The organism is Oceanospirillum sp. (assembly GCF_048265165.1).
Classification (GTDB): domain Bacteria; phylum Pseudomonadota; class Gammaproteobacteria; order Pseudomonadales; family Halomonadaceae; genus Oceanospirillum.
On the sequence record NZ_JBLXCD010000002.1, the window covers coordinates 364,379 to 388,672 of the forward strand.

Below are 24,294 nucleotides of genomic sequence, written 5' to 3' on the forward strand. Positions count from 1 at the left end.
CCTAATCCAAATACCAGTATCAGTACTGTCACCAGATCAGGCTGTTTTCTTTTCATGGTTATTCCCTGCTGTTATCACTTGAGCTTAAAACCAAATAAAAAACGAAACGCCCTAAAACCAGACAAAAACTATCCAGATTGAGGCTTTCTTTTCATTCTATAGAGGTGCGACTGCTTTGCAATACATACCTCAATTACCTTTTTTATCGGCAGATGGTTGCCGTTATCTGTCCCAAAAACCGATACTCAGAATGATAAGCAAAAACAACACCAGCACAGCATCTCAGGTGAAGATCCCCAACATGCACTTACTGCAAGAACAGCTGATATGCAGGATTTTCACTCTCATCCCAATAGCGATATCCGATACGATCCAGATACTCAGAAACTTTTTTCTTATCCTGCTCAGGAACCTGCATACCGATCAATACACGGCCATATGCGGCACCATGATTCCGATAGTGAAACAGAGAGATATTCCAGTTTTGTCCCAGGTTATTCAGAAAATTCAGCAAGGCTCCCGGACGCTCGGGGAACTCAAAGCGGAACAGCTGTTCATGCTCAACATCATCATTACGCCCGCCTCCCAGGTGGCGGATATGCAGCTTAGCCATCTCATTATCACTTAGATCGATGGTCGGGTAGCCCTTCTCCTCCAGAGACTGAATCAGCTCGGCCCGGTCATTGATATCTTTTAGCTGAATACCGACAAAAATTTTGGCATCACGACTATCCGAATAGCGATAATTAAATTCAGTGACCATACGGCGACCAACAATTTTACAAAACTGCTTAAAACTACCGGGATGCTCAGGAATCGTCACCGCCAAAATCGCTTCGCGCTTCTCACCCAGCTCAGCACGCTCTGCAATATGCTGTAAACGGTCAAAGTTGGTATTGGCTCCGGAGTTAATACAGATCAGAGTTTCACCTTCCACCGCATTCTGCTGAACATATTTTTTCAAGCCAGCTAATGATAGTGCGCCGGAAGGCTCAGACACCGCACGGGTATCTTCAAACACATCTTTTACAGCTGCACAAATTTCGTCAGTAGTCACCGTGACCACCTCGTCAACAAAATGCCGGGCAATACGAAATGGCTCTTCACCAATCTGAGCAACAGCAACCCCCTCTGCAAAAATTCCAACCTGATCCAGCACAACCCTTTCACCGGCATCCAGTGCCGCTTTCAGGCAAGCCGCATCCTGCGCCTCGACACCAATCACTTTGATCTCAGGGCGCAAATACTTCACATAAGCGGCGATACCTGCGATCAGTCCTCCACCGCCAACCGGAACAAAAATAGCATCGATATCCGCCGGGTACTGACGCAGAATTTCCATCGCCACCGTACCCTGACCTGCAATCACCTCTGGATGATCATAGGGAGGAATATAGGTGTAACCTTTTTCAGCCACCTGTTCCTGCGCATACTGAGAAGCTTCGGCAAAAGCATCACCTTTCAGAATCACCTTCGCACCTCGGGCTTTTGCAGAAGCGACTTTGATCTCCGGGGTGATTTTCGGCATCACAATCGTTGCCTTGACGCCCATATGTTTTGCAGCCATCGCCACACCCTGAGCATGATTACCGGCAGATGCGGTGATCACACCCCGGGCTTTCTCTTCATCTGACAGCTGGGCCATGGCGTTGTAGGCACCGCGTAACTTAAAAGAGAAAACCGGCTGAAGATCTTCACGCTTAATCAAAATCGTGTTGTTCAGGCGCTTGGAGAGAAAACGGGCCTCACTCAGAGGGGTTTCTTTGGCCACATCGTATACACGAGCCTGCAAAATGCGTTTTACGTATCTTTCCAACATCTGTTTCTTCACTCTCTGCACAACACAATAGATTCGTTATTTATAGGGCTTTACCATAGGGGCGACTATCTTATGCCTTAAGGCAAGATAACGTCTACAGCTTACCGGGCTTAGCCCGTATAATGAGCGGGAATTTTATCCAAAAGCGTTTAAAACAGATCTCAAGCAGGCTCATATCCCCATGACTCAAGACGAACTGAAAAAAGCGGTTGCCCAGGCGGCACTGGAAGAAGTTAAGAAAATCATTGATAAAGACAGCATTGTTGGGGTTGGTACCGGCTCCACTGCCAACTTCTTTATTGATGCGCTGGCCACCATCAAACTGGATTTTGATGGTGCCGTAGCCAGTTCCGAAGCAACCCGGGAACGTCTGCAGGCTCATGGTATCACCGTGTACGATCTGAACGGTGTTGGCACGGTTCCGGTCTATGTTGACGGTGCAGATGAAGTAAACGGCCGTCTACACATGGTCAAAGGTGGTGGTGGTGCACTAACCCGCGAAAAAATTATCGGTGCCGCCTCTCAGACATTTATCTGTATTGCTGATGAAAGTAAGCAGGTGGACATTCTGGGTGGATTCCCGCTGCCAGTTGAAGTGATTCCAATGGCACGCAGCTACGTAGCTCGTGAGCTGGTAAAAATGGGAGCAAACCCGATGTACCGTGAAGACTTCGTCACCGACAACGGTAACGTCATTCTGGATCTGTACAATTTTCCGATCGATGACCCTTTAACCATCGAACAAAAGATCAACAACATCACAGGTGTTGTGACCAACGGCCTGTTTGCCTTGCGCCCGGCAGATATACTGCTGCTCGGTTGTGCGGATGGTGTTAAAAGCCTTAAAGCCAAATAAATCACAGGCTTTCAGAAAGCGACAGTCCTGCACTGTCGCTTATTTTTGCATTTCATCCCCACAGCCATCAGGTCAGGCTACGACAGACCCTGAGACCTGAAGAAGAGACTTATGCTGTCGGTTCTTTATCGACATTTCAAACGTATCACCTGAGTTCAGTGCCGCAACTCCCGCCGGTGTCCCCGTCAGAATCACATCCCCAGCTTCAAGTGTGAAAATATGACTGATAAAGCTTACCAACTCCGCCATTGGGGTGATCATCTGATCCGTGCTCCCTTGTTGACGTTGCTGCCCGTTTACATTCAGATTAATTTCAAGAAACTGCTCGCAGGTAGGTCCACAGGGAATAAAGCCTGAAAGGGGAGCCGAGCCATCAAAAGCTTTAGCTACCTCCCACGGATGACCTTTCTCCTTAAGCTGGCTCTGCAGATCACGTAAGGTGAGATCCAGTGCCAGTCCCACACCGACAATATTGGTCATTGCTTCTTCAGGGCTCACCTTACGGATGGTATCCCCTACCAGTAATGCAACCTCTGCCTCATGATGACACTCACCCTGGCCTTCAGGCAGCACCAAAGGCTGAGCAATATCCACAGCTGCCGTAGACGGTTTAATAAACAGAAGCGGTTTTGCCGGAATCGGGTTGTTCAGTTCCTTAGCATGTTCCGCATAATTACGCCCAATACAAACAATCTTACCCAGGGTCCATGGCGTTGGCTTGCTATCAGCCCATTGCAGGTTAAAGGCCATATCAGAGTTCCTTTTATTATCAATATCATCTTTTTTTTACAGGGATAACATTATTATCCGCCATAAATTTGCTTTTCTACAAGATTTTCATCCTGTTCTTAAAATCAATAACGCACAATACTTTAGTCGCAAGAACTTGTTCTGGACTAGCAAATCAAAACTGACGCACTAGAATTGCCGCCCTAACAATGAGGCTGCTATGAGGATATAGATTATGACCAAGGATGACGTCAATGTTTCCCAAGGAATACGTCGCTCCCTCAAAATCAGCCTGATTACACCCTTTATTGTCCTAATGCTGCTGGTCACTTTTGTTATTTCAACACTTAGTTACCTGGTTGGCAGCAATGCACTGGCTTCACTCTCAAAGCAACTCCTGACCGAACAGACAGAGCGAATCAGTCTTGTCGTTGATCGACACATGTATGGTTCAGGAGCCGTCCTGGAAACCGCATTCCCCCACGAATTAAGCGCCTCATCAGACCTGAAAGACGATCTGCCTGCCATGCGTGAACGCTTCTGGACTGCAACTGCTCTCTACCCTGAGTCAAATAACTACGTTTACTACGGCAATGAAGCGGGACAGAGCTTTGGGCTGAAACGCTCCAGGGAGGAACCTGCGGAGATTCGCCTCTGTCTCGACAACGATGTTACACGCAACCGTTATCGACTGGATAGCCTCGGTGACAACCCGGAGTTTCTCTACCGGGAAAGCAAGCCCTTTGATCCGCGAGAACGCCCTTGGTACAGAACGGTTCAGCACAAAACAAAACATACCTGGACCGCTGTTTATGTCGACTTCTCCTCCGAGGATTTAGTGGTCACCCGTGCTCGCCAGGTACTCTCTGCTGAAGGTAAAACACAAGGTGTCGTTGCCACCGACCTACCCCTCTCACAGCTGAACCGGTTTGTACAACAGCTCAGAGTCTCAAAGGATGCCCGTACCGCCATTGTCGAGCCAAATGGTATGCTCATTGCGGCCTCATTTTCGCCCAACGTAGAACGTATTGGGAACGAAGTGAAGCGGGTCAATGGGATAAAGACTCAGGACCCTCTGTTTAACAGTTTATTGAATAAGTACCTTCCGCAGTTCTCAACGATAGATCCCAAAGCACCTGCAGCAGTCACTCTGACTAACGCCCCGGATGGCACTCAAGTTCTGGTCGCCTATAAGCGCATCACCGATGATGCCGGATTAGACTGGGTAGCATTAATTATCGAACCCTATTCAGATGTTATTGGCAGCAGTATCCGCCTGACAGTCTGGTTGGCTCTGGCAAGCCTGCTGGCCATTATTATCGCCATCACGATCGGTTCTCGCCGTCTGGGTCATGTTGCCAATGTTATCCGCAGCCTGGCGACAACGGTCAGTCAGTTTGGCGACGGCAAAAGGGTCAGCCCTATTACCACCAAGCGCGATGATGAGATCGGCCTGCTGGCGACCAGTTTCAAAAAAATGCAGCAGCAGCTATTTACCGATCAGCTCACGGGCACGGCTAACCGCAATGCCCTGCAGCCTTATCTGGAACGCCAGATCACTATCGCTGCAGAGAAAAAACAGCAAGTGGCATTACTATTCATCGACCTGAATAAGTTCAAACCACTGAACGATACCTGGGGCCATATCAATGGAGATCTGGCACTCAGGGAGATCAGTCTGCGCTTGCAACAGATCATCGGTGAAGACGATATACTGGCCAGGCTGGGTGGTGATGAGTTTGTAATCGTACTCTCAGCACCTGCAGATGATGCTCATATCAAAACAACAACGGACGCCGTCTACGAACAGGTATCTAAGCCTCTTCAGACTTTGGATGGAATACCCGAAGGCACTGAAGTTTCCCTTGGAGCGTCCATCGGCGTTGCCTGTTATCCAGAGGATGGGCTGGATGCACAGACACTGCTTGATGCTGCGGATCAGAAAATGTACGCCGACAAAAAGAAGCAAAGAGCCGGGCGCTGAAGGCTCTGAAGCCATTATGTTTACCAGCGGCCCTTATAACAGAGGGCGGCTGGTCACTTTTTCTAGATTCAGTGCAAACATCACATAGCGTTTATAGCCCGAAGAACGGTTGCATCAACTTTGGAATCCAGCCCTCAAATTTAAGCGGTGCATCGGTGACAATCAGGCAGATACAATCCTGGTCACGGTCAGCAATAGGCTGATGTTTAATATCCGGATCAAGATCTGCAACATCACCAGCGCAAAGCCGACCCGTTTCATCACAGTAGGAGCCACTAAGAATTAGCGTCAGCTCACTACCATTATGGCCATGGCTTGGCATACAGGTACCAGGAGATATTTTCAGTAGGCGTACCGCCTTATCTTGGCAAAACTCTGGCTGATCGAATTTAATCTGGCTAATACCCGGCGCTAAACGTTGCCAGTTTTGATCTGTCTCCAGCCATTTAGCAACCGGCTCAGCCCATTCCGGCAACCAATCAGGTCGTTTAACAGGTAACTCTTCCGACTGAGAGACCGGATCAGAGTCCAGCAGATCCAGTTTTGCAAAGATATCATCCACATCGGTATTCATGACCGCCTGAGGCAGGCCATCAAGCAACCCCCCGCCAACGGCTTCGGCCTCCGCTACACGCTGACGACAGTGTTCACAACAGGCCAGATGGCACTGTAGTAGCATCTGGGAACCTGCACTTAAGCTGCCTGAAGCATAGCTCAGCAGAGTCGCATCATCCGGGTGGTGCTTGGGCGTCGAATCAGGCTGAAATGCCGGTGCCTGAGACATTGTGATATGGTTCTGTTTCATAGTGACTCTCCACCGGCCAGACTGTCGGCAGCTAGCGACATTCTTAATTTCTTAAAAGCCAGACGTAGCCCGGATTTTACACTACCAATCGGAATTTCAAGATCTGCAGCAATTTCGCTGTGACTCTTACCCTGATAGTAGGACTTATAAACTAACTGAGCTTGCATAAGCGGTAATTCTTTCAAAGCGTCTTCTATATGCTTTTTTGAGTTCTGCCAGCTGTTGTCATCCTCACCGGCTTGCTCGTGATGGTTCAGCAATCCTTCATGTTCATGGTAGGAGTCCGTACTTTGTTCAAGTTTACCCCTACCGGAACGCTGCTGGTCGATAAACAGATTACGGGCGATACAGAAGATCCAGGTTGAAGCCGCAGCCTTTGAAGCATGATACTGCTCGGCTTTTCGCCAGACCTGAAGCAAAGCCTCTTGGGCCAGCTCTTCCGCTTTAGCATCAGACAACCCAAATCTGAGTAAATAGGTTTTTACCCGCGGAGCAAAATGCTGGTACAGGGCGGCAAATTTTTCCCGATTACGATTTAAACCGACATCCGTAAGCGCCTGATTCCAGTTCTGAGATGCTGATTGCACTTTTTCCATCCGTTTTCTCCCGTGATCTCGGCTTTTCTACGCACCGGCTTATCAGCCGGATCACCTGCAGATCGGTCGGAGCATTGAATTTATTTTATTTATCGATTCACTTCCATTTAACAGCCTCCACCTGAACAGACCATCCAGGAATAAAGCTTTTGAAGATCATTTAACGCTATGCTTTATTTTACAAGCTTTTCCTAAGAAAGGAGTCCGGCCTGATATCAGCTGAACACCATTAAGTGATCTGCTCATACTGATCAGCCGTAAAGCCAGTCAATGCACGTAATTTGAACATCAGCTTATTTGGAGCATCGTTATGGTCTCTACAGTTACCGGTATATCAGCGTCTGACATTACCGCATCTGACGCTCAACCAACCAACAACAGCTCCCGTGGCAAAACGGTTGCCGTTATTGGCTCGGGTATCTCGGGTCTGTCTGCGGCCTGGCTGCTGAGCAAAAAACACGCCGTCACCCTGTTCGAAAAAGATGACCGCTTTGGCGGCCATTCCAACACAGTTACAGTCAAAACGAAGGATGGCCCCATTCCGGTGGATACAGGGTTTATCGTTTTTAATCCGGTGAACTATCCTAACCTGACAGCGCTGTTTAAACATATCGGTGTTGACGCTCCTGCAACAGATATGTCTTTTGCCGTGTCTGCAGAAAAAGGCGCTATCGAGTACAACGGTAATGGCCTGTCCGGTATATTTCCAACATTAGGCAATGTTTTTAACCCTCGCATCTGGCGCATGCTGAAGGATGTACTGCGCTTCTACAAAGAGTGCAGTAGCTGGCAAAACAGCCTCCCTGAAGAGATGACTCTGGGCGAGCTGCTTGCAAAGTATCACTATTCCGATGATTTCAGGGATCTGCACCTGATACCGATGGGGGCAGCCATATGGTCAACGCCTGCGGATCAGATGCTGGATTATCCGGCACGGGCTTTCCTGAATTTTTGCCAGAACCATGGATTGCTTCAGGTGGAAAACAGACCTCAGTGGCACACGGTTCGCGGCGGTAGCCGGGAGTATGTCAGTAAGCTGGTCCGTGAGATTCAGCCCGCTGCTTTCTGCAATCGCGGTGCACGTCAGGTGATACGCCCCAGTGGTAAAGCTGGCGACACTGATAAAGTCATTGTAGTGGACTCCCGTGGAGAGCTGCGCGAGTTTGATGAGGTGGTTCTTGCCTGCCATGCTAATGAAGCACTTCAGCTGTTAACCAACCCGACTGAGCAGGAACAGCATCTGCTGGGAGCCTTCTCGTATCAGCGCAATAAGGCGATTTTGCACAGTGACACCCAGCTGATGCCTGAAAACCGGAAAGTCTGGTCTAGCTGGAACTACCTGCGGGGCAGCAAAGGAGAGCAGCATAACCAGCAATCACTGGCCGTCAGTTACTGGATGAACAAACTTCAGCCTCTGGACACAGATCAGCCTTTGATTGTGACCTTAAACCCGCCGACAGAACCGGCAGAGGGCAGTATTCATTGCAGTTTTCTTTATGACCATCCGGTATTTGATAAAAATGCCATGGCGGCCCAACAGGAGTTGCATAAACTTCAGGGTCAGAATCACACCTGGTTTTGCGGTGCTTATTTTGGCTTTGGCTTCCATGAAGACGGTCTGCAGTCCGGCCTTGCGGTTGCTGAGGCCCTGGGTGATGTACGTCGCCCGTGGCAGGTTAAAAATGAATCCGGTCGTATTCATTGGCCGGAACATATATCAACCAGCCAGCAAGCTGTATCGGATCAGCCCACTGGGGTTCACAAGGTTCTGACCGACAGCAGCCCCCAATCCAACGCCAGCTAATCGAAGGAACGAACGATGGAAGATACCGACTCAGAAGAGCTCCGCTTTCGCAGCCGTCTCTATTACAGCACCGTGATGCACGACCGGGTTAAACCGGTACGACACCGCTTTGTTTATAAAACCGGCACCTTTCTGCTGGATCTGGACGAGCTGGATGCTTTGGAAAACCATTTTGGGAAAAGGTTTGGCCTGAACCTGTTCGGCCACAACCATTCCGGCCTGTTCAGTCTTTACGATAAGGACTATGTTGCTCACGAAGGCGATACGATAAAGCAGCATGTCCAGCGCCTGCTGGCGGATAGCCATTGCGCGCCTGCATCACGTATTGAGTTGTTATGTATGCCACGACACCTGGGTTATAGCTTTAACCCGCTCTGCATCTTCTTCTGCTACAACGCAGCCGGCGAGCTTTACACCACGCTTTATCAGGTGAGCAATACCTTCAGCCAGAAGCATATTTATTCGGTAGAAGCCAAGCCAGTTCAGGTCGGTGAAAAATCGGCCCTGCACCATCAGGCTGACAAGGTTTTCTATGTCTCGCCTTTTATCAATATGGATTGTCAGTACCGTTTTCGGATCGCCACACCGGGGGATGTACTCAAGGTACTGATTCGTCAGGAGGACCGTGAAGGTCTGCTGTTAAATGCCACACTCACCGGAAAGAGCACCCCGCTGACCGCCAAAGGTCTGGTGGCGATGACTCTTAAACGCCCCCTGTTTACCTATAAGGTCATAGCAGGCATTCACTGGGAGGCTCTGCGTCTGTGGCTGAAAAAAATTCCGCTGGTAAGCCGCAAAGAGATCCCTAAGCCGCCACTCGTTACCAAAGGTCAGCCTCTGGCTATGACAACAAAAGAGGAATAATCCTATGCTGTTCCATTCACGCTCTGCAACTCAAGCTCAACCCGGATCAGAAAGCCCTGCCGGATCAGCAACAACCTTTACAACCGAGGGCTCACGACCTAACAGAAATAAAGTCGCCACTCGCCCGGTTCGCCACCCATTCTGGCGCTGGCTGATCAATAGCATGCAGAAAGCCCGCCTCAGTCGCCTGACGCTGATACTGCCTGACAACCGTGCCGTCCATATTGGTGATATTCAGGAATCAACTCCCGCCCCGACAATTCGCATCAAGAGTACTGCTGCCATCCGTAAAGCCTATATATCCGGGGTTCTGGGCTGGGGTGAAGCCTATATCGAGGGCGACTGGGAAACCGATGATCTGCTTCAGGTGACCGAATGGGCGATGCATAACACTCAGGCACTGGATCAGGTATTTGAAGGTAGCGCCTTTGGCCGCTTACTACATCGTTTGCTGCACAGGCTGAATGACAATAGCCTGAAAGGCAGTCGTCGTAATATTTCTGCGCATTACGATCTGGGTAATGAGTTTTATGCTCAGTGGCTCGACCCTAGCATGACCTACTCTTCGGCGCTGTATCGCAACCCTAAGGAAACGCTGCAGAGTGCACAGCACAATAAATATGACCGTATTCTGGAGCTGCTCAATATTCAGCCCAAAGATAAGGTTCTGGAGATCGGCTGCGGCTGGGGCGGTTTTGCTGAACGCCTGCTGACACAGCATGAGGATAGTGAGTACCACGGTGTTACCTTATCCACAGAGCAACTTAACTGGACACAGCAACGGCTCCAGCATCGGGCTGTGGATAACCGGGGTGAAGCAACACTGACCGATTATCGAATGATCGAAGGGCAGTACGACAAGATCGCCTCCATCGAGATGCTTGAAGCGGTTGGAGAAGAGCATTGGCCCACCTACTTCAAAACACTCTATGACCGCCTGAAGCCCGGTGGCGAAGCCGTGATCCAGGTGATCACCATTGACAGGGAACGCTTTGAAAACTATCGCAACAATGCCGACTTTATTCAGCGCTACATCTTCCCCGGTGGTATGTTACTGACGCCGGAAGTTGTACAGCAGCAAGCTGAGCAGACAGGCCTGGATCTTAATTTTCTCCAGTCCTTCGGGCAGGACTACGCCCGCACACTTTCTGAGTGGCGCAACAACTTTGATGCCGCCTGGGAAGGCATTAAACCCCTGGGGTTTGATGAACGCTTCCGGCGACTATGGCGTTATTACCTATGCTACTGCGAAAGCGGCTTTCGCCACGGAAGTATCGATGTTTACCTGTTCCGCCTGAAAAAGCCGGAGTAATGCCATGATTTACCGGAGATTACTCCCCAGATCTTTTCCAGCAAGCAGGAAGGTGCTCAGTACTATGGGTACCATGCTGCTGCTCTTCAGCCTTAACCTTCAGGCAGAGACGACCCTGCCTGAACAATCTACCTCTAAACCTCAGACGCCTTTCCATAACCTCAGCTATTGGCAACAGTTATATGGTGACAGCCTGGAATTTAATGTCACCCGCAACGACAAGCCCGTAGGTCAGTATCAGGTCGCGTTTAAAGGCACGGATCAGAGCTGGCGCGTTGAAAGCCGAATGGCACTCGACTTTAAAGCCTTTCTCTTTTTCCCATACCGTTTCCGTTATCTGGGTGTTGAGCACTGGCAAAATGATCAGATGACGCACTTCACCAGTCGGATTGATCGTAATGGCGAGTTAAGTGAAACTTTTTTGCAACGCTCTCAGGATACCAGTGGCCTGCCCTTCTGGCGTGGAGGCTTAAGGCAGTCGCCAAAAGGTAAGCCCGCCAACGAATCCGTTAAACCGTTAACCAACGGCTCGCAGAATCTGGCGTTAAGCAACCACTATAACTACGGCATTATTCAGCAAAGCCAGCTCTTTAACTCCCTTACCGGAGCGCTGAATCAGATTCAATTGAAAAAAGAAGACCTTGAGCGGATTTCCGATGGGCGCGAGAAGGTACTCACTACCCGTTACCGCTACACAGGAGATCTGAAAGACACCTGGGTCTGGTACACCCATGATCAGCGCTGGTTAAGAATGCGCTTTATTGCCGATGATGGCTCAACCATTCAACTGAACTGTCAGCGCTGCTACCCCGACTAAGCCGATCCATTCAATACAGATCTTCCCCCTATATCGAAAAAACGAGGTATTCACATGTCACAGGAACTGATCTGGATTACCGGTGCCAGCCAAGGAATAGGTAAAGCCCTTGCTCTGGCCTACGCCAAAGCCGGAAAAACCGTAGCCATAAGCGCCAGACATTCTGAAAGCCTGCAAAACGTCGCCGATGAAGCTGCCAGCCTGACCGGACGAATCCTGGTACTGCCCTGTGATGTAACGGATAAAAACCAGGTGATCACATCTCTTAACCAACTGATTGAACAGGAGCGACTGCCTGATCGCGTCATTCTCAATGCTGGCACCCACCAGGCAATGGCAGCCAAAGCGTTCAGCGCAGACACAATAGCGAAACTCTTACAGGTCAACACCCTGGGGTCAGCGATACCACTTGAGGTTTTACTGCCCCATTACCTGAAGCAAGGAAGTGGACAGATCGCGATTGTTGCCTCAGTTGCCGGTTACCGTGGGTTGCCGACCGCCAGTGCCTATGGTGCCAGTAAAGCAGCTCTGATCAATATGGCGGAATCGCTTCGCTCCGAACTCTACCGTTCCGGTGTTGATATCCGCCTGATCAACCCTGGCTTTGTTAAAACACCGCTGACCGATAAAAATGAGTTCGATATGCCGTTTCTGATCAGTGCGGAAAAGGCGGCCAGTACCATCATCAAGGGCCTGTCCGGCAAACGCTTTGAAATTGTCTTCCCGGCTCCCATGGCCATTGCCATGAGTGTGCTAAAATGGTTACCTGATCGTATCTTCTTTCCATTGATCAACAGAGGTACCGGCCATGGACGCTAATGCCGAAGCAGAACAAACCCACCAACAGGATCAACTGCATCAGCAACTAAGACAGTACTTTAAACTGTTCCAGGGAGGCCAACATACCAAACCGCTTACCTCCGCGGATATCGCTCACTTGGTGCACTCCAATATTGTCTTCAAAGACCCTTTCCAGCGTATCAATGGCCCGGATGCTTTATGCCGGTTACTGAATCACTTTCACCAGTCCGTTACCGATGCCCGCTTCCTGATTGAAGCGGTATTTGAACACCCGGAACATGACAAACTGCACAATCGGCACTATCTGGTGAAATGGCGCTTCAGCGGCCATCTGGACACTATCGGGCTATGGGAGTTTCCCGGCGTCAGCGAGATTGAACAGGATGAGGAAGGCCGTATCACCCACCACACCGACTTCTGGGATGCGGGTGAGCATTTCTACGAGAAACTGCCGTTTTTTGGCCGTATCACGGGCTGGATCAAAGCCAAAGTGGCGAATGCGGGGAAGGGCTGAACCAGCAATATGCACATGTAAAACGCCTCTCAGTCTATGAAAGGAATTATTGGTAGGATGGGCAGAGGCTCATAGAGAAACCGCTATGAGATAGGTCTTCGCACCATCCTACACTTCTGTTTTACCTGCTTAAATGTGCCCTTTCATAGTCTCTATGCCTGATAGCCAGTAAAAGCAGAAGCTGAATAGCTAGCGTTTCAAACTACTCCTCGATAAAGCTCATTAACTCTTATAAAACTAGGTGAGAGTCAAACTCGGGAGCTATTGCTGCGCTACTAACATCGTATAGTGTTTCAGGGTTTTTCAAGCACAGCTGATAATGCTTCCCTTCACCAGAGTGCTCTTTAGAACAATCAACATTCCACAATCTTAGCCAATAGCCTGCAACTGCAGCTCGGACGTAAACCTCTCTCTCTCCATTCTCATCCATGCCATACTCACAAAGAATAGATTCTCTATTTTGTAAGTTTTCTTTGTTGGGGTGCGGCATAAGAATAAGTTTAACTTTTCGATTCCATTGAATATCACCATTGACACCTTCATCGGGTGAGATTAATTCCTTCATATTTTGTGCCGCTTTTATACGTCCTAATACGAAATCCCAATACCTATTCTCTACACGATCATAAGCCCTAACATGCCAGCGAATACCATTATCAACAATTGCATGAGGCGATATTTGGATTTTTTTTCCGCTTCTGGATGCCGCTACATACTCAATTTCAACCGCTGTTTTATTTGCAATTGCTCTGGTTATCGTAGAAAGAATTTCAACTTTAGGGAGCGATAAGCGATTAGGTGCTTCTACCCCACTCTCCAGACCAACAGCCTTAGAAATACTAGAGTTCCGTAATTTGGATAAAGCCGTCTGCGCTGAAAGCTCAAAGCAAGGCTCAAACGTTTCAGCATTCAACTCCCACCGTTTGCTTGCCTTATTCATTTCCATGTTCAGACCAAGACTAATTTCGTTATACAACTTAAAGTCTCTTGTGGCAGCTGCTTCTTTAATGCCATAAGAATCCATGAGGTCAATTCTTGATACATAACCTCGAAACTGGATTAGAAACTCAATATATTCCAAACGACTGGCAACTGACCGCGGAAAGTCCATAACACCTCCATACATCATCAAAACAACACCAGAGTAACACAAAGATAAATCGTTGACCTGATCAAAATGATCGGATATATTAATCAAACAATGAAAGTAATGCCTTTAACTTACCTAAACAGGAGAACCATATGGCAACAAACAAACCCTACGGGGACAACAGAAGAGCCGGAGCAGTAAGAGGAAGGAGCCAATTCCAGACACCATCTGGATTGTGGGCCAAACGAGATACAGCAACGGGCCAAATCATGAGCGTAAAGAAAGACGGAGGATCATACAAAGGAGTCAGAAGAGAGAAGTAGGCATAAGCTCCACACCTATACCTATTTCATTGGGGTAATAAAAAGCTCTCCACAAGCTTTTTATGGACTTACACTAGGAAGACTCAGTCCCATGTAAGCAAACTAAATATTTAGCATAAATATAGTAGCTGTGTGTGCCCTAATTTTCAAGAGATCCTTCCTCAACACTCTAGGAGAATCCTAATGAGAATTAAAACTGTTCGGGTAACTAGCTACCCTCGGTTTAGACTTGGAAAATGGGAGCAAGTATGCACTCATTATAGATCTGCACCTCAACGCTAATGTAACCAACAAAACGCCCGGCTGTTTTCACAGCCGGGCGTTTGTTATGCGATTCTGTCAGAGATAAGCGTTACAACAGATAGCCATCCACCAAGCCTACCAGCTTACCGATCTCGGGTTTGGTCATGGTGTCGTTGGCACCCAGGCTTAGGGCTTTGCGGCGGTTCTCTTCACTCATAATGGATGAGAACATCACAATCGGTGTGGTGCGGTAAGCTTTACCTTCCCGCAGACGTTTGACAAGGTGCAAGCCATCCATGCGCGGCATTTCTACATCAGAAATCACCATGCTCACCAGATCACTGACCGGCAGGTGCTCCTCTTCAGCGACCAGTTCAAATTCCTGCAGCATCTCATAAGCATCTGCCCCGTCTTTAGCGGCAATAACATTATAGCCCGCCGTACGCAGAGTGGTTTCAATCAGCTTACGAATAAAAGCAGAGTCATCCACCACTAGCAGTGTATTAGCCTGGCGTTTGGCTGTCATACGATCATCAATGATCACTTTACGATCTTCTTTGACGTCGTACTTTTCCATACTCAGTTCCGGATTGATATCCGAGATAATTTTCTCAAAGTCGAGAATCATGATCAGTCGGTCATCACGACGTACAACAGCAACGACACAATCCTGCTCGCCACTTTCAAGGAACTGGCTCGGAGACTCAACCTCTTCCCATGAGATACGGTGAATCCGGCTGACACTGTCCACCAAAAAACCATTCGCCATACGGTTAAAGTCAGTCACGATGACATTCTTGGTTTCGAAGGCACTCGGAGTTTTCACACCCAGCCACCCTCCCAGATCAACCAAGGGAATCAGGTTGTCACGCAGGGAGAAAACCCCTACCAGGTGCGGCTGAGGGTTAGGATAATCTGTGGTTTCGGGAACCCGGATCACTTCACGAACTTTCGCGACATTAATACCATAGTGACTAATTTTTTCTGTTCCATCAGGGCGTTGCTTACGCAGCTGAAACTCTATGATTTCCAGCTCGTTAGTACCACTTTCTAACAGAATCTCTTGTTTTTCCGGGCTGACAGCGCTCATAAGCTCCCTCTCCGAAGTTTCCCGTTATCAGGTAAATAATCCCTATCATCCAGCCTGTCTGCCGGATAAAAAGATCGTTATCTGTCGCCCTAAAAGGGCTGTTTCTGTTTATAAAGTCACTTTACCAGAGCAGTCATAAATAGCATATAGAATTCATGGTTAATAAAAGAGGAGACGCTTTAACCTCAAACCTGAATGTTCGCGATCAAAACGCTTCTCCATATTATGATCTGGTATTTCAGTGATTAGCGCTCAAAAGCAATCTGACCATTAACCAGTGCGATCTGCACCTGTCCTTTCAGAGTCGAACCCGTCAGCGGTGAGTTTTCACCGGCAGTAAACAGGTCACTATCCTTCACTTGCCAACTTACTTCCGGGTCAAAAACAATCAGGTCAGCCCACTGACCTTCAGTTAATTGACCAGCATTAAGCCCCATCGCCTCTGCCGGACCGCTTGTTAAACGCTCAATAAGTTGCGGCAAACTGAACACACCGGATTCAACCAACTCCAGACCTTGGCTTAGCAGCGTTTCCAGTGTCGCCATGCCCGGTTCTGACGCCGCGAACGGAGCCATTTTAGCGGCTTCTTCGTGAGGCAAGTGAGCAGAACTGATAACACTTAGCACGCCATCCCGTACGCCCTGACGCAGCGCTTCACGATCGGACTCGCTGCGCAGCGGAGGCTGAACAAAAAACTGACTGTTGTAACCATCAATCTCAGCTTCGGTATAGGTCAGGTGCGCCATCGTCGTATCCGCTGTCACCGGCAGGCCTTTGGCCTGAGCTTTGGCGATCATCTCGACAGCCTGTGCCGTGGATAGAGCACTGAAGTGAATTCTGACCCCGGTGACCGCCACCAGATGCAGTACACGGGACAGTCCAATCGCTTCCGCTGCGGCGGGAATCCCTGCCAGCCCTAAGCGACTGGCCAGGGCACCCTCATGGGCACAACCATCGGCCCGTAACCAGGAGTCTTCTGGGTAAAAAACCACCCGCAGATCAAAGGTGGACGCATACTCAAAGCAACGGCGCAGAATAAGCGTGTTATCGATGGCGTTGCGCATATTTGAAACCGCCACACAACCGGAGTGCTGAAGGCCTGCCATATTACTCAGGTGAGTACCTTCAAGGTTCTTTGTCATCGCACCTATTGGCCGGACTTTCGCCTGCCCGATTAGCTCAACTTTATCCATAATCTGCTGCACAACAGCAGAACTGTCGATGCAGGGGGAAGTATCTGGCCGACAGCAAAGTGTTGTGTAACCACCAGCCAACGCAGCTTTGGTCTCACTGCGTAAGGTACCTTTGTAGCTGGGCCCCGGTTCCCGCAGGTGGGTTCCAATATCAATCAGGCCCGGCGCAATAACCTGACCTTCGGCGTGCAGCGTCCGTTCCGGAGTGAACCCGGCAGGCGCCTGGCCGAGAGCCAGAATACGACCATCATCAATATGGATATCCGTTACCTGATCCTGTTGCTGAGCCGGGTCAATCAGGCGACCACCACGGATTGTTATCTTCATGCGGAGGCCTCCCCTTGCTGCTCTGTATCCGCTGCACCATTGGCAGCGACTTCTTTTGTTTTCTGCTGCGTCTGTCCGCTCACCGCCATAGACATCACCGCCATACGGATCGGAATACCGTAACTTACCTGATTCAGAATCAGTGATTGCGGGCCATCAGCCACGGCAGATTCAATCTCAACCCCCCGGTTAATTGGCCCGGGGTGCATCACCACCGCATCCGGTTTGGCATAACTGAGCTTCTCTGTGGTCAGACCGTACAGGCGGTAGAACTCACTCTCACTGGGCAGCAGGGCACCGTCCATACGCTCTTTCTGTAAACGCAGCATAATCACCACATCCACATCTTTCAAGCCGTCTTCCATGCGGGTATAAAGAGAAGCGCCCATCTGCTCCAGCGGTTGCGGCAGCAGGGTTTTAGGGCCGATAAGGCGTACCTCTTCTGCTCCCAGAATATTCAACGCCTGAATCTGTGAACGGGCCACCCGGGAATGCAGAATATCGCCAACAATCGCTACTTTAAGCCCCGCAAAATCACCCTTGTGTTTACGAATCGTGTACATATCCAGCATCGCCTGCGTCGGGTGCGCATGGCGACCATCCCCGGCATTAATGATGGCAACGTTGGGCGAGATCTGACTGGCGATAAAGTGCTGGGCCCCACTGTCCGCATGGCGAATCACGAACATGTCGCTGCCCATGGCCTCCAGATTTTGCAGCGTATCCATCAGGGTTTCACCTTTGGAGGTCGCTGAAGTGCTGATATCAAGATTCAGTACATCTGCCGACAGACGCTTCGCCGCTAATTCAAAGGTAGAGCGGGTACGGGTACTGTTTTCAAAGAAAAGATTTACAACGGTCTTACCCCGTAGCAAAGGCACTTTTTTTACCGACTGCTCGCCCATGCTGACGAAGGAGTCTGCGGTATCGAGAATCTCTTCCAGAATTTCTTTGTTAAGGCCACCCAACGTTAAAAAGTGGCGCAGCTTTCCGTCCTCGGTCAGCTGGACAGATCGGGGATCTGAGGGGGTTTTCGGGGCGCTTGTTGGCTTCATCGGTCGTTCTCACCAGTCTTACAACACATTAAAAAGAACAGCACGTTAATTATCTGCAATTGGCTGGCGCCGGGCTTTCTTCCTGGCGCAGAAAAACGGCAGTGTCATCACTGCCGTTTCAATAAAACATTAAGCCGTCGCTGGCGACAGTAACGCTAGCGCCAGAGGCTCAGCACTTAGCTTGATGCGCACACCCTCGGGTAACTCAAGTCGCTGCCCGGCGATGTCCGGCTGTATCGGTAGCTCACGGCCCGGAAGGTCAAGTAAGGTTACCAAGCTGACAGAATCAGGGCGTCCGTAATCAAACAACTCGTTCAGGGCGGCCCGAATAGTACGGCCACTCATAATCACATCATCCACCAGCACAATATGACGGGATTCCGTAGCAAAGGGCAGATTGGATGGCTTTACGCTGGGATTCAGACCAACACGAGTATAATCGTCACGATAGAAGGAGATGTCCAACGTACCCAGTGGCTCATTCAGCATCAGACGCTGATGCAGCTGCTCCGCGATCCAGACACCGCCGGAATGAATACCCACCAAAGCGATACTCTCCTGTCCCAGCCGCTCAATACGCTGGCGCAGAGCATCAGCCATCTGATCCAATAAAGGCGCTACCTCTGGCAGATCATCGCTGGAACGTATCACTAAGCGCTCCTGTTTTTGATTCAGATTTGGGATATCAGTCGTCATGGGTGTTCCTGATCCTTGCTAAGTCTTGCGCCTCAGAAAGTGATGGCGTGTCTGAGGCAAAATGTAACATATTCGGTCTGTGCTTATCCCTGAGGAGCGTCAAACCAGGCTTCTAAAATCAGCTGGGCCGCAATACCATCCACCGGATTATCTTTATAGCTGCCTTTATGCCCCAGATCTTTTGCGATGCTTTTCGCCTGTTTAGTGGTACCGCGCTCATCAACAGCAAACCAGGGTTTGCCATACTGCCCATAAAGACGATTACCGAACTTGCGTGCCCGGCGACTCATTTCACTTTCGGTGCCATCCATATTGATCGGCAGGCCAACGATAAAGGCATCCGGCTGCCATTCATCGATCAGCTTTTTCAGCACTTCTTTATTGGGGATGCCGTCCCGGGCCGGAACAGGTGTCAACGCCGTTGCGGTACCTAACATCTCCTGACCGACAGCAACACCAATACGGGTAGTACCGAAATCAAAAGCCAGAAAAGTTCTCTGACCAATGTTATTTGCTTTGCTCATATCAGGCATGACCTGCCTGCGAACTCATCAAGTTGATGTCGATACCAAGAAGACCGGCAGCAGCCTGAAGTTTTTGTTCTGCCGGAGCGTCAAACAGCACAGGCAGCGTTGCCGGGCAGGTTAACCAGGTATTATCCTGAAGCTCTTTCTCCAGCTGACCACCTTCCCATCCGGCACAACCCAGGGCGATCAGAAACTGCTCTGGTCCACGACGATTAGCGATTGAGTCCAGAATATCCACCGAGGTGGTCAGTGCCAGTTCATCGGTAACTGTCATACTGGATTCCCAGTCATCCGCACTACCGGTATGAATGATAAAACCGCGCTCATGGTGAACGGGGCCACCCTCCATAATCGCGGGCACAACTTCTTCAGATTCAGCCAACCCACTGTTCGGGTTGGGTAACTCAAGTTGAGCAAACAGCTCTGCAACGGGCAGTTGAGACAATTTTTTGTTGATAACAATACCCAAGGCACCATCTTTGTTATGTTCGCAAATGTAGGTTACTGTACCGGAAAAATTGGAATCCTCCAGATGGGGCATCGCAATCAGGAAGTGGTTACGCAAACTTTGAAACTGACTCATCACTTAACCTTTATCTCTTGCCAGACGGATATCAGCCCGACTCGCTAAATAAGTTACCATTCCCGAACTGCCAGGTACGGATAATTTCAAGAATGTCGGTACGCTCGCGTATAGAGCGTGGAAAAGGGGCAAAAGGGGCCGCCAGGTGGACAATCTCCAATGCGGCCTCATCCAGCACCCGTTGACCGGAGGATTTTAATATCTGTGCCTCTTTGACACTACCATCCGGATTGAGTGCAACCAGCAGCCGTAAACGCCCAGTCAGATTCTCTCTGCGGATGCGTTCAGGATAGTTCAGATTACCAACCCGCTCGACTTTCTCCTGCCACTGTCTCAGGTAAAACGCATCATCCGAAGCTTTCGCAGTCAATGTTGATATAGTTCGGACTCTTGGGCGTTTGGCATACTGCTCAGCCAGTGCCTGTTGCTCCGCCTCTAAACGTGCAATCTCAAGGCTACGGGCGAGAAGAGCCTGGGCATCACTTAAACTGGTTACCAGTGGAGGATCTTCTGACGCCTCTGGTTTAGCTTTGGGTCGTGTCTCGGAAGCAGGCTTTGACTTCAGAAGCGGTTCCGGCTTTGACTCCGGGCTTTTTTTTGCTTCAGGCTTAGCCTCTACCTTAGCGACAACCGGATCAACAGTTTTTTTCTTCTGCAGAGGCGATGAAGACACTGAGGTTTGCGGCTCCTGTTCCTGCTCTCCGATGCCACTGGCCTGCTGGTCCTGCTCCGCGATACGCTTAACCGGTTCATTCACCGGCATGGCTGGTGCCTTGCTCAGAGTAACATGAAGGGGGCTCGACAAACGCTCTTTCGGCACAGGAGGATTAACCTCCAGGGCAGCCCAGGCCAAAAAATGAATCACAAAAGCCAGCAATATCGTAAAAGCGATACGATCCACAGCCCGCACCTGACTATCAGGGTGCGTAATTGGCGGCAGACCTCCGACCTGAATTTCAGGCTCAGCCGAAGTGCTAGCGTCTGTGTTCACTATCAGTAACCTGAGATTTTAAGCAGAACGTTCAGCCAGCTTGGCCGCAATTACGTCCATCAGATCACCGGCGATATCAAGTCCAAACTGATCGTTCAGCTCACGCACGCAGGTCGGGCTGGTAACATTCAGCTCGGTCATGTAACCACCGATCACATCCAGACCAACAAACAGCAGGCCTTTCTCTTTCACCACGGGAGCCACTTGCTCACACAACCAGTAATCACGATCAGTCAGCGGACGACCGACACCAGCACCGCCTGCAGCCAGGTTGCCACGGACTTCGCCCTGAGCAGGAATACGTGCTAAGCCGTAAGGCACAGGCTTACCATCAACCATCAGAATCCGGGTATCGCCATCCACAATCTCCGGCAGATATCTCTGTGCCATAATCTGACGACTGCCCATTTCAGTCAGGGTTTCCAGAATCGCACCGATATTCAGGCCATCTTCTTTTACACGGAATATACCAGTGCCACCCATACCATCCAGCGGTTTAAAAATCACATCACCCTGCTCTTTGTGGAAGCTCCGCAGAATATCTTCACGACGACTGACAATCGTTGGTGGGCAACACTCAGGGAACTGCTGGGCAAACAGTTTTTCGTTACAGTCACGCAGGCTCTGTGGTTTATTCACCACCAAAACACCTTCCCTCTCTGCCTGCTCCAACAGATAGGTGGCATTCAGAAATTCGGTATCAAACGGAGGATCTTTGCGCATCAGCACAGTGTCCAGCTCCGTCATACTGGCGTTAACCGCTTCACCCAGTTCAAACCAGTTGTCGGGGTCACGGAACACTTTTAATGGCTGCATCACAGCCATCGCTTTGCCTTGCTGCAGGTAAAGGTCCTGTTGCTGCATATAATACAGCTCCCAGCCCCTATCCTGTGCGGCCCAAAGCATCGCCAGTGTGGTGTCTTTTTTGTAGGTGATCGCCTCGATCGGGTCCATCACCACACCTAGTTTGATCGTCATATCCGCTTTCTCCCGATCGATGCCCGCCTGAGTTTATTCAACGGGCACTATAAAAAGATTAGTTACTGTGGGCTTCTTCGACTTAAAAATCGCCCCACAGATACTGCAGTACGCTTAATGCGACTACAGGCGCTGTTTCTGTGCGTAAAACCCGGGGGCCAAGAGCCAATGGATGAAAACCTTCGGTCTCAGCCTGAGTGATTTCTGCGGCTGATAATCCACCTTCCGGGCCGATCAGCAGAGCAACCTGTTCAGGCTGGTCGTAGCCACTGAGCTGACGCTCCGTTCTGTGATGCAAGACCAGCTTCAAATCCGCCTCAACAGCAGATAGCCAATCCTGCAGAGTCATCGGAGGGTGAACCACAGGCACACGATTACGCTGACACTGCTCACAGGCGCTGATTGCCACCTGCTGCCAATGCTGTTGTTTCTTGGCGGCACGGTCGCCTTTCAGACGCACATCACCATGTTCGGTATAGATGGGGGTAATTTCGGTAATTCCCAGCTCGGTCGCCTTCTGAATCGCATACTCCATGCGATCACCTTTGGAGATGGACTGGGCCAGGTGTATCTGAAGAGGTGACTCTTTTTCATCCGGATGAAAAGTATCAAGCGAGACAGTCACAGAGCGCTTACTGGATTCTTTAATCGTGGCAGAAAAACAGCCGCCCGCTCCATTAAAAAGCGTCAGCGGCTGTCCGGCCTTCATACGCAGCACCAGGCCAACATGGCGGGCAGCCGACTCATCAAGCTGAACAGACTGCCCCTCGACCATAACCTGAGGGCTGTAGATACGTGGTATAGCCATTCAGATTAAGCGTTACCAGCCTGCTCCTGCTGACGCTGAACGGCATCCGCATACAGAGCATCAAAGTTAACCGGAGCCAGCATCAGGGCAGGGAAGCTGCCACGGGTTACGATGTTATCTACTGCTTCACGAGCATAAGGGAACAGTACATTCGGGCAGAAAGCCCCCAGAGTGTGATGCAGCTGTGCATCTTCCAGACCCTGAATGAAGAACAGGCCCGCTTGCTGGATCTCGACCAGAAACGCTGTTTTTTCTTCATTGGTGACCGTTACGGTGAGAGAAACCACCACTTCATACAGATTCTCACCCACTTGCTGGCTATTGCTGTTCAGGTCGAACTGAACCTTAGGCGCCCAATCCTGCTGAAACGTAGCCGGAGCATTCGGAGACTCAAAAGACAGATCTTTCAGGTAGATACGCTGTAATACGAATTGTGGTTGGTTCTGTTCTTCACTCATGGTGCTTCCTTAAAATTATTGGTGCCGAAAACGGCTTCTCTCTGGATTGCCTGACACGCATTATTATTGCCGGACACTCACTCAATCCGCAGACACCGGAGCGATTATCCCGCTAACAGCTGATTCAGCTGACCGGTTTGCTCTGCGGCAAAAAGGTCATCGCAACCACCAATATGAGTTTCACCTACCCAGATCTGCGGTACAGTACGACGACCACTGTTTTTCATCATTTCCTGCATTTTGGCAGGCTCACGCTCGACATCGATCTCAGTAAAATCGACCTTTTTCGATTGTAACAGGCGCTTAGCCTGAACACAGAACGGGCACCAGGATTTACTGTAAATCACTACATTTTGCATAAGCTCACCTTTAATAGAAAACTGCAGAAGATATATATTGGCTTACCCCGTCATATGGGGTCTTCCATGATCTGTTACAAGCAAAGAGGCAGGCATACCCACCTCTTTGCCATACCGCAGAGGAATCCTCTGCCGCAACACATAATATCAGAAAAGCCTAATTCAATCCTGACAGCTATGATTCCAGGCTACGCCGGAATAGCAACCGTATCAGCCTGAAACTGCAACTAACCGGAGAAAATGCAAAGCGTCTATTTCGTCACAACCGGCAAATTGTCATTCTGCCAGTTACTCATACCGCCGCGCATGACACAGGCTTTTTCAAAACCTGCTTTCTGTAACTCACTAACAGCCCCTGATGCTGTATTACCCATTTTGCAAACAACAATAATCGGCTTAGCTTTGTATTTTTCCAGTTCACCAACCCGATCTTTCAGACTCGCCATGCTGATATTCACTGCACCGGCAATATGACCGTTGCGGAAATCACCACGATCCCGGATATCCAGAAAAACACCTTCTTCACGGTTCACCAGCAAGGTGGCCTGCTGACAGCTGATCGCTTTATTGCCGGTCATGAACTCATATCCCAGCCAGAGAATCAGCAGGATCGCAAATGTACCCACCATCATCCAGTGGTTAGTGGCAAACTCAATAAACTGTTCCAACTTC

General features: G+C 49.7%; 25 protein-coding genes. 8 read left to right on the forward strand and 17 right to left on the reverse strand.

The features are described 5' to 3' along the window. Nucleotides 1-307: 307 nt before the first annotated feature. The gene (ilvA, locus tag ACN0R8_RS05185; RefSeq protein ID WP_417595754.1) at nucleotides 308-1,831 is read right to left on the reverse strand and encodes a threonine ammonia-lyase, biosynthetic; all 1,524 of its coding nucleotides are present in this window, start codon (nucleotides 1,829-1,831) and stop codon (nucleotides 308-310) included. A 169-nt stretch (nucleotides 1,832-2,000) separates the two neighbouring features. Here ilvA and rpiA point away from each other — a divergent pair, with 169 nt between their 5' ends. Continuing rightward, nucleotides 2,001-2,675 carry a ribose-5-phosphate isomerase RpiA gene (gene rpiA / locus ACN0R8_RS05190; RefSeq protein WP_417595756.1) on the forward strand — a complete coding sequence of 225 codons (675 nt, stop codon included), beginning with the start codon at nucleotides 2,001-2,003 and terminating at the stop codon, nucleotides 2,673-2,675. A 72-nt stretch (nucleotides 2,676-2,747) separates the two neighbouring features. Here the strand turns inward: rpiA and ACN0R8_RS05195 are convergent, their stop codons facing one another. Beyond that, nucleotides 2,748-3,425 (reverse strand): fumarylacetoacetate hydrolase family protein, encoded by a 678-nt coding sequence (locus ACN0R8_RS05195; RefSeq protein WP_417595758.1) that lies wholly within the window; start codon nucleotides 3,423-3,425, stop codon nucleotides 2,748-2,750. Nucleotides 3,426-3,639: 214 nt separating this feature from the next. Between ACN0R8_RS05195 and ACN0R8_RS05200 the strand changes: the two genes are divergently transcribed. Next, entirely contained in the window at nucleotides 3,640-5,388 is a 1,749-nt protein-coding gene (locus ACN0R8_RS05200; RefSeq protein ID WP_417595760.1) for a diguanylate cyclase domain-containing protein, read from the forward strand. 91 nt (nucleotides 5,389-5,479) lie between these two features. Here ACN0R8_RS05200 and ACN0R8_RS05205 read toward each other — a convergent pair whose 3' ends face one another. Together ACN0R8_RS05205 and ACN0R8_RS05210 are read right to left on the reverse strand one after the other, a co-directional pair. Further along, complete coding sequence (locus tag ACN0R8_RS05205) at nucleotides 5,480-6,193, reverse strand: ChrR family anti-sigma-E factor (RefSeq protein ID WP_417595762.1); 714 nt, start codon at nucleotides 6,191-6,193, stop codon at nucleotides 5,480-5,482. Beyond that, nucleotides 6,190-6,789, reverse strand: coding sequence for a sigma-70 family RNA polymerase sigma factor (locus tag ACN0R8_RS05210; protein WP_417595764.1), 600 nt, complete (start codon nucleotides 6,787-6,789; stop codon nucleotides 6,190-6,192). The genes ACN0R8_RS05205 and ACN0R8_RS05210 overlap by 4 nt, the downstream gene beginning before the upstream one ends. Nucleotides 6,790-7,099: 310 nt before the next feature. Here ACN0R8_RS05210 and ACN0R8_RS05215 point away from each other — a divergent pair, with 310 nt between their 5' ends. The 6 genes from ACN0R8_RS05215 (at nucleotide 7,100) to ACN0R8_RS05240 (ending at nucleotide 12,901) form a co-directional block, all read left to right on the forward strand. After that, nucleotides 7,100-8,593, forward strand: a complete 1,494-nt coding sequence (locus ACN0R8_RS05215) for an NAD(P)/FAD-dependent oxidoreductase (protein WP_417595766.1) — start codon at nucleotides 7,100-7,102, stop codon at nucleotides 8,591-8,593. Nucleotides 8,594-8,608: 15 nt separating this feature from the next. Then, complete coding sequence (locus ACN0R8_RS05220) at nucleotides 8,609-9,457, forward strand: DUF1365 domain-containing protein (protein ID WP_417595768.1); 849 nt, start codon at nucleotides 8,609-8,611, stop codon at nucleotides 9,455-9,457. 4 nt (nucleotides 9,458-9,461) lie between these two features. Next, nucleotides 9,462-10,769, forward strand: coding sequence for a class I SAM-dependent methyltransferase (locus ACN0R8_RS05225; RefSeq protein ID WP_417595770.1), 1,308 nt, complete (start codon nucleotides 9,462-9,464; stop codon nucleotides 10,767-10,769). Between the two features lie 64 nt (nucleotides 10,770-10,833). Beyond that, nucleotides 10,834-11,586, forward strand: a complete 753-nt coding sequence (locus tag ACN0R8_RS05230) for a DUF6134 family protein (protein ID WP_417595772.1) — start codon at nucleotides 10,834-10,836, stop codon at nucleotides 11,584-11,586. Between the two features lie 54 nt (nucleotides 11,587-11,640). Further along, nucleotides 11,641-12,405: an SDR family NAD(P)-dependent oxidoreductase gene (locus ACN0R8_RS05235; RefSeq protein ID WP_417595774.1), complete on the forward strand. Its 765-nt coding sequence runs from the start codon at nucleotides 11,641-11,643 to the stop codon at nucleotides 12,403-12,405. Then, entirely contained in the window at nucleotides 12,395-12,901 is a 507-nt protein-coding gene (locus ACN0R8_RS05240; RefSeq protein ID WP_417595776.1) for a nuclear transport factor 2 family protein, read from the forward strand. Before ACN0R8_RS05235 ends, ACN0R8_RS05240 begins: the two co-directional genes overlap by 11 nt. Nucleotides 12,902-13,130: 229 nt before the next feature. On the opposite strand, the gene ACN0R8_RS05245 is transcribed toward ACN0R8_RS05240, so the two are convergent. The 13 genes from ACN0R8_RS05245 to ACN0R8_RS05305 all read right to left on the reverse strand — a co-directional run bounded on the left by ACN0R8_RS05245 (nucleotide 13,131) and on the right by ACN0R8_RS05305 (nucleotide 24,290). Then, the gene (locus ACN0R8_RS05245) at nucleotides 13,131-14,012 is read right to left on the reverse strand and encodes a WYL domain-containing protein (RefSeq protein ID WP_417595778.1); all 882 of its coding nucleotides are present in this window, start codon (nucleotides 14,010-14,012) and stop codon (nucleotides 13,131-13,133) included. A 654-nt stretch (nucleotides 14,013-14,666) separates the two neighbouring features. Further along, nucleotides 14,667-15,647 carry a chemotaxis protein CheV gene (locus tag ACN0R8_RS05250; RefSeq protein WP_417595780.1) on the reverse strand — a complete coding sequence of 327 codons (981 nt, stop codon included), beginning with the start codon at nucleotides 15,645-15,647 and terminating at the stop codon, nucleotides 14,667-14,669. Nucleotides 15,648-15,892: 245 nt separating this feature from the next. Next, entirely contained in the window at nucleotides 15,893-17,167 is a 1,275-nt protein-coding gene (locus ACN0R8_RS05255; protein WP_417595782.1) for a dihydroorotase, read from the reverse strand. Next, nucleotides 17,164-18,222, reverse strand: a complete 1,059-nt coding sequence (locus ACN0R8_RS05260) for an aspartate carbamoyltransferase catalytic subunit (RefSeq protein WP_417595784.1) — start codon at nucleotides 18,220-18,222, stop codon at nucleotides 17,164-17,166. Before ACN0R8_RS05260 ends, ACN0R8_RS05255 begins: the two co-directional genes overlap by 4 nt. A gap of 129 nt (nucleotides 18,223-18,351) precedes the next feature. Then, on the reverse strand, nucleotides 18,352-18,918 hold the full coding sequence (gene pyrR, locus ACN0R8_RS05265) for a bifunctional pyr operon transcriptional regulator/uracil phosphoribosyltransferase PyrR (RefSeq protein ID WP_417595786.1): 567 nt from the start codon (nucleotides 18,916-18,918) through the stop codon (nucleotides 18,352-18,354). A gap of 83 nt (nucleotides 18,919-19,001) precedes the next feature. Then, nucleotides 19,002-19,442, reverse strand: a complete 441-nt coding sequence (ruvX, locus tag ACN0R8_RS05270; protein ID WP_417595788.1) for a Holliday junction resolvase RuvX — start codon at nucleotides 19,440-19,442, stop codon at nucleotides 19,002-19,004. 1 nt (nucleotide 19,443) lies between these two features. Continuing rightward, a complete protein-coding gene (locus ACN0R8_RS05275) occupies nucleotides 19,444-20,028 on the reverse strand; it encodes a YqgE/AlgH family protein (protein ID WP_417595790.1) in 585 nt (194 codons plus the stop codon). Between the two features lie 31 nt (nucleotides 20,029-20,059). Continuing rightward, nucleotides 20,060-21,019 carry a TonB family protein gene (locus ACN0R8_RS05280; RefSeq protein WP_417595792.1) on the reverse strand — a complete coding sequence of 320 codons (960 nt, stop codon included), beginning with the start codon at nucleotides 21,017-21,019 and terminating at the stop codon, nucleotides 20,060-20,062. A gap of 18 nt (nucleotides 21,020-21,037) precedes the next feature. Beyond that, on the reverse strand, nucleotides 21,038-21,997 hold the full coding sequence (gene gshB / locus ACN0R8_RS05285; RefSeq protein ID WP_417595794.1) for a glutathione synthase: 960 nt from the start codon (nucleotides 21,995-21,997) through the stop codon (nucleotides 21,038-21,040). Nucleotides 21,998-22,079: 82 nt separating this feature from the next. Then, nucleotides 22,080-22,805: a 16S rRNA (uracil(1498)-N(3))-methyltransferase gene (locus ACN0R8_RS05290; protein WP_417595796.1), complete on the reverse strand. Its 726-nt coding sequence runs from the start codon at nucleotides 22,803-22,805 to the stop codon at nucleotides 22,080-22,082. A gap of 5 nt (nucleotides 22,806-22,810) precedes the next feature. Beyond that, nucleotides 22,811-23,263: a protein-export chaperone SecB gene (gene secB / locus ACN0R8_RS05295; protein ID WP_078319587.1), complete on the reverse strand. Its 453-nt coding sequence runs from the start codon at nucleotides 23,261-23,263 to the stop codon at nucleotides 22,811-22,813. A gap of 104 nt (nucleotides 23,264-23,367) precedes the next feature. Then, on the reverse strand, nucleotides 23,368-23,622 hold the full coding sequence (gene grxC / locus ACN0R8_RS05300; protein ID WP_078319588.1) for a glutaredoxin 3: 255 nt from the start codon (nucleotides 23,620-23,622) through the stop codon (nucleotides 23,368-23,370). A gap of 251 nt (nucleotides 23,623-23,873) precedes the next feature. After that, nucleotides 23,874-24,290 (reverse strand): rhodanese-like domain-containing protein, encoded by a 417-nt coding sequence (locus tag ACN0R8_RS05305; RefSeq protein WP_417595799.1) that lies wholly within the window; start codon nucleotides 24,288-24,290, stop codon nucleotides 23,874-23,876. Nucleotides 24,291-24,294: the final 4 nt, after the last annotated feature.

Bases quoted from the DNA above. Each gene is read 5' to 3' on its own strand.
- ACN0R8_RS05245 (WP_417595778.1), bottom strand. From the start codon at position 14,012: ATGGACTTTCCGCGGTCAGTTGCCAGTCGTTTGGAATATATTGAGTTT.
- gshB (WP_417595794.1), bottom strand. From the start codon at position 21,997: ATGACGATCAAACTAGGTGTGGTGATGGACCCGATCGAGGCGATCACC.
- ACN0R8_RS05195 (WP_417595758.1), bottom strand. From the start codon at position 3,425: ATGGCCTTTAACCTGCAATGGGCTGATAGCAAGCCAACGCCATGGACC.
- ACN0R8_RS05220 (WP_417595768.1), top strand. From the start codon at position 8,609: ATGGAAGATACCGACTCAGAAGAGCTCCGCTTTCGCAGCCGTCTCTAT.
- ACN0R8_RS05275 (WP_417595790.1), bottom strand. From the start codon at position 20,028: ATGAGTCAGTTTCAAAGTTTGCGTAACCACTTCCTGATTGCGATGCCC.
- ACN0R8_RS05250 (WP_417595780.1), bottom strand. From the start codon at position 15,647: ATGAGCGCTGTCAGCCCGGAAAAACAAGAGATTCTGTTAGAAAGTGGT.
- ruvX (WP_417595788.1), bottom strand. From the start codon at position 19,442: ATGAGCAAAGCAAATAACATTGGTCAGAGAACTTTTCTGGCTTTTGAT.
- ACN0R8_RS05200 (WP_417595760.1), top strand. From the start codon at position 3,640: ATGACCAAGGATGACGTCAATGTTTCCCAAGGAATACGTCGCTCCCTC.
- ACN0R8_RS05210 (WP_417595764.1), bottom strand. From the start codon at position 6,789: ATGGAAAAAGTGCAATCAGCATCTCAGAACTGGAATCAGGCGCTTACG.
- ACN0R8_RS05235 (WP_417595774.1), top strand. From the start codon at position 11,641: ATGTCACAGGAACTGATCTGGATTACCGGTGCCAGCCAAGGAATAGGT.
- secB (WP_078319587.1), bottom strand. From the start codon at position 23,263: ATGAGTGAAGAACAGAACCAACCACAATTCGTATTACAGCGTATCTAC.
- ACN0R8_RS05255 (WP_417595782.1), bottom strand. From the start codon at position 17,167: ATGAAGATAACAATCCGTGGTGGTCGCCTGATTGACCCGGCTCAGCAA.
- pyrR (WP_417595786.1), bottom strand. From the start codon at position 18,918: ATGACGACTGATATCCCAAATCTGAATCAAAAACAGGAGCGCTTAGTG.
- ACN0R8_RS05230 (WP_417595772.1), top strand. From the start codon at position 10,834: ATGGGTACCATGCTGCTGCTCTTCAGCCTTAACCTTCAGGCAGAGACG.
- ACN0R8_RS05215 (WP_417595766.1), top strand. From the start codon at position 7,100: ATGGTCTCTACAGTTACCGGTATATCAGCGTCTGACATTACCGCATCT.
- ACN0R8_RS05205 (WP_417595762.1), bottom strand. From the start codon at position 6,193: ATGAAACAGAACCATATCACAATGTCTCAGGCACCGGCATTTCAGCCT.
- ACN0R8_RS05260 (WP_417595784.1), bottom strand. From the start codon at position 18,222: ATGAAGCCAACAAGCGCCCCGAAAACCCCCTCAGATCCCCGATCTGTC.
- rpiA (WP_417595756.1), top strand. From the start codon at position 2,001: ATGACTCAAGACGAACTGAAAAAAGCGGTTGCCCAGGCGGCACTGGAA.
- ACN0R8_RS05225 (WP_417595770.1), top strand. From the start codon at position 9,462: ATGCTGTTCCATTCACGCTCTGCAACTCAAGCTCAACCCGGATCAGAA.
- ACN0R8_RS05240 (WP_417595776.1), top strand. From the start codon at position 12,395: ATGGACGCTAATGCCGAAGCAGAACAAACCCACCAACAGGATCAACTG.
- ACN0R8_RS05290 (WP_417595796.1), bottom strand. From the start codon at position 22,805: ATGGCTATACCACGTATCTACAGCCCTCAGGTTATGGTCGAGGGGCAG.
- grxC (WP_078319588.1), bottom strand. From the start codon at position 23,622: ATGCAAAATGTAGTGATTTACAGTAAATCCTGGTGCCCGTTCTGTGTT.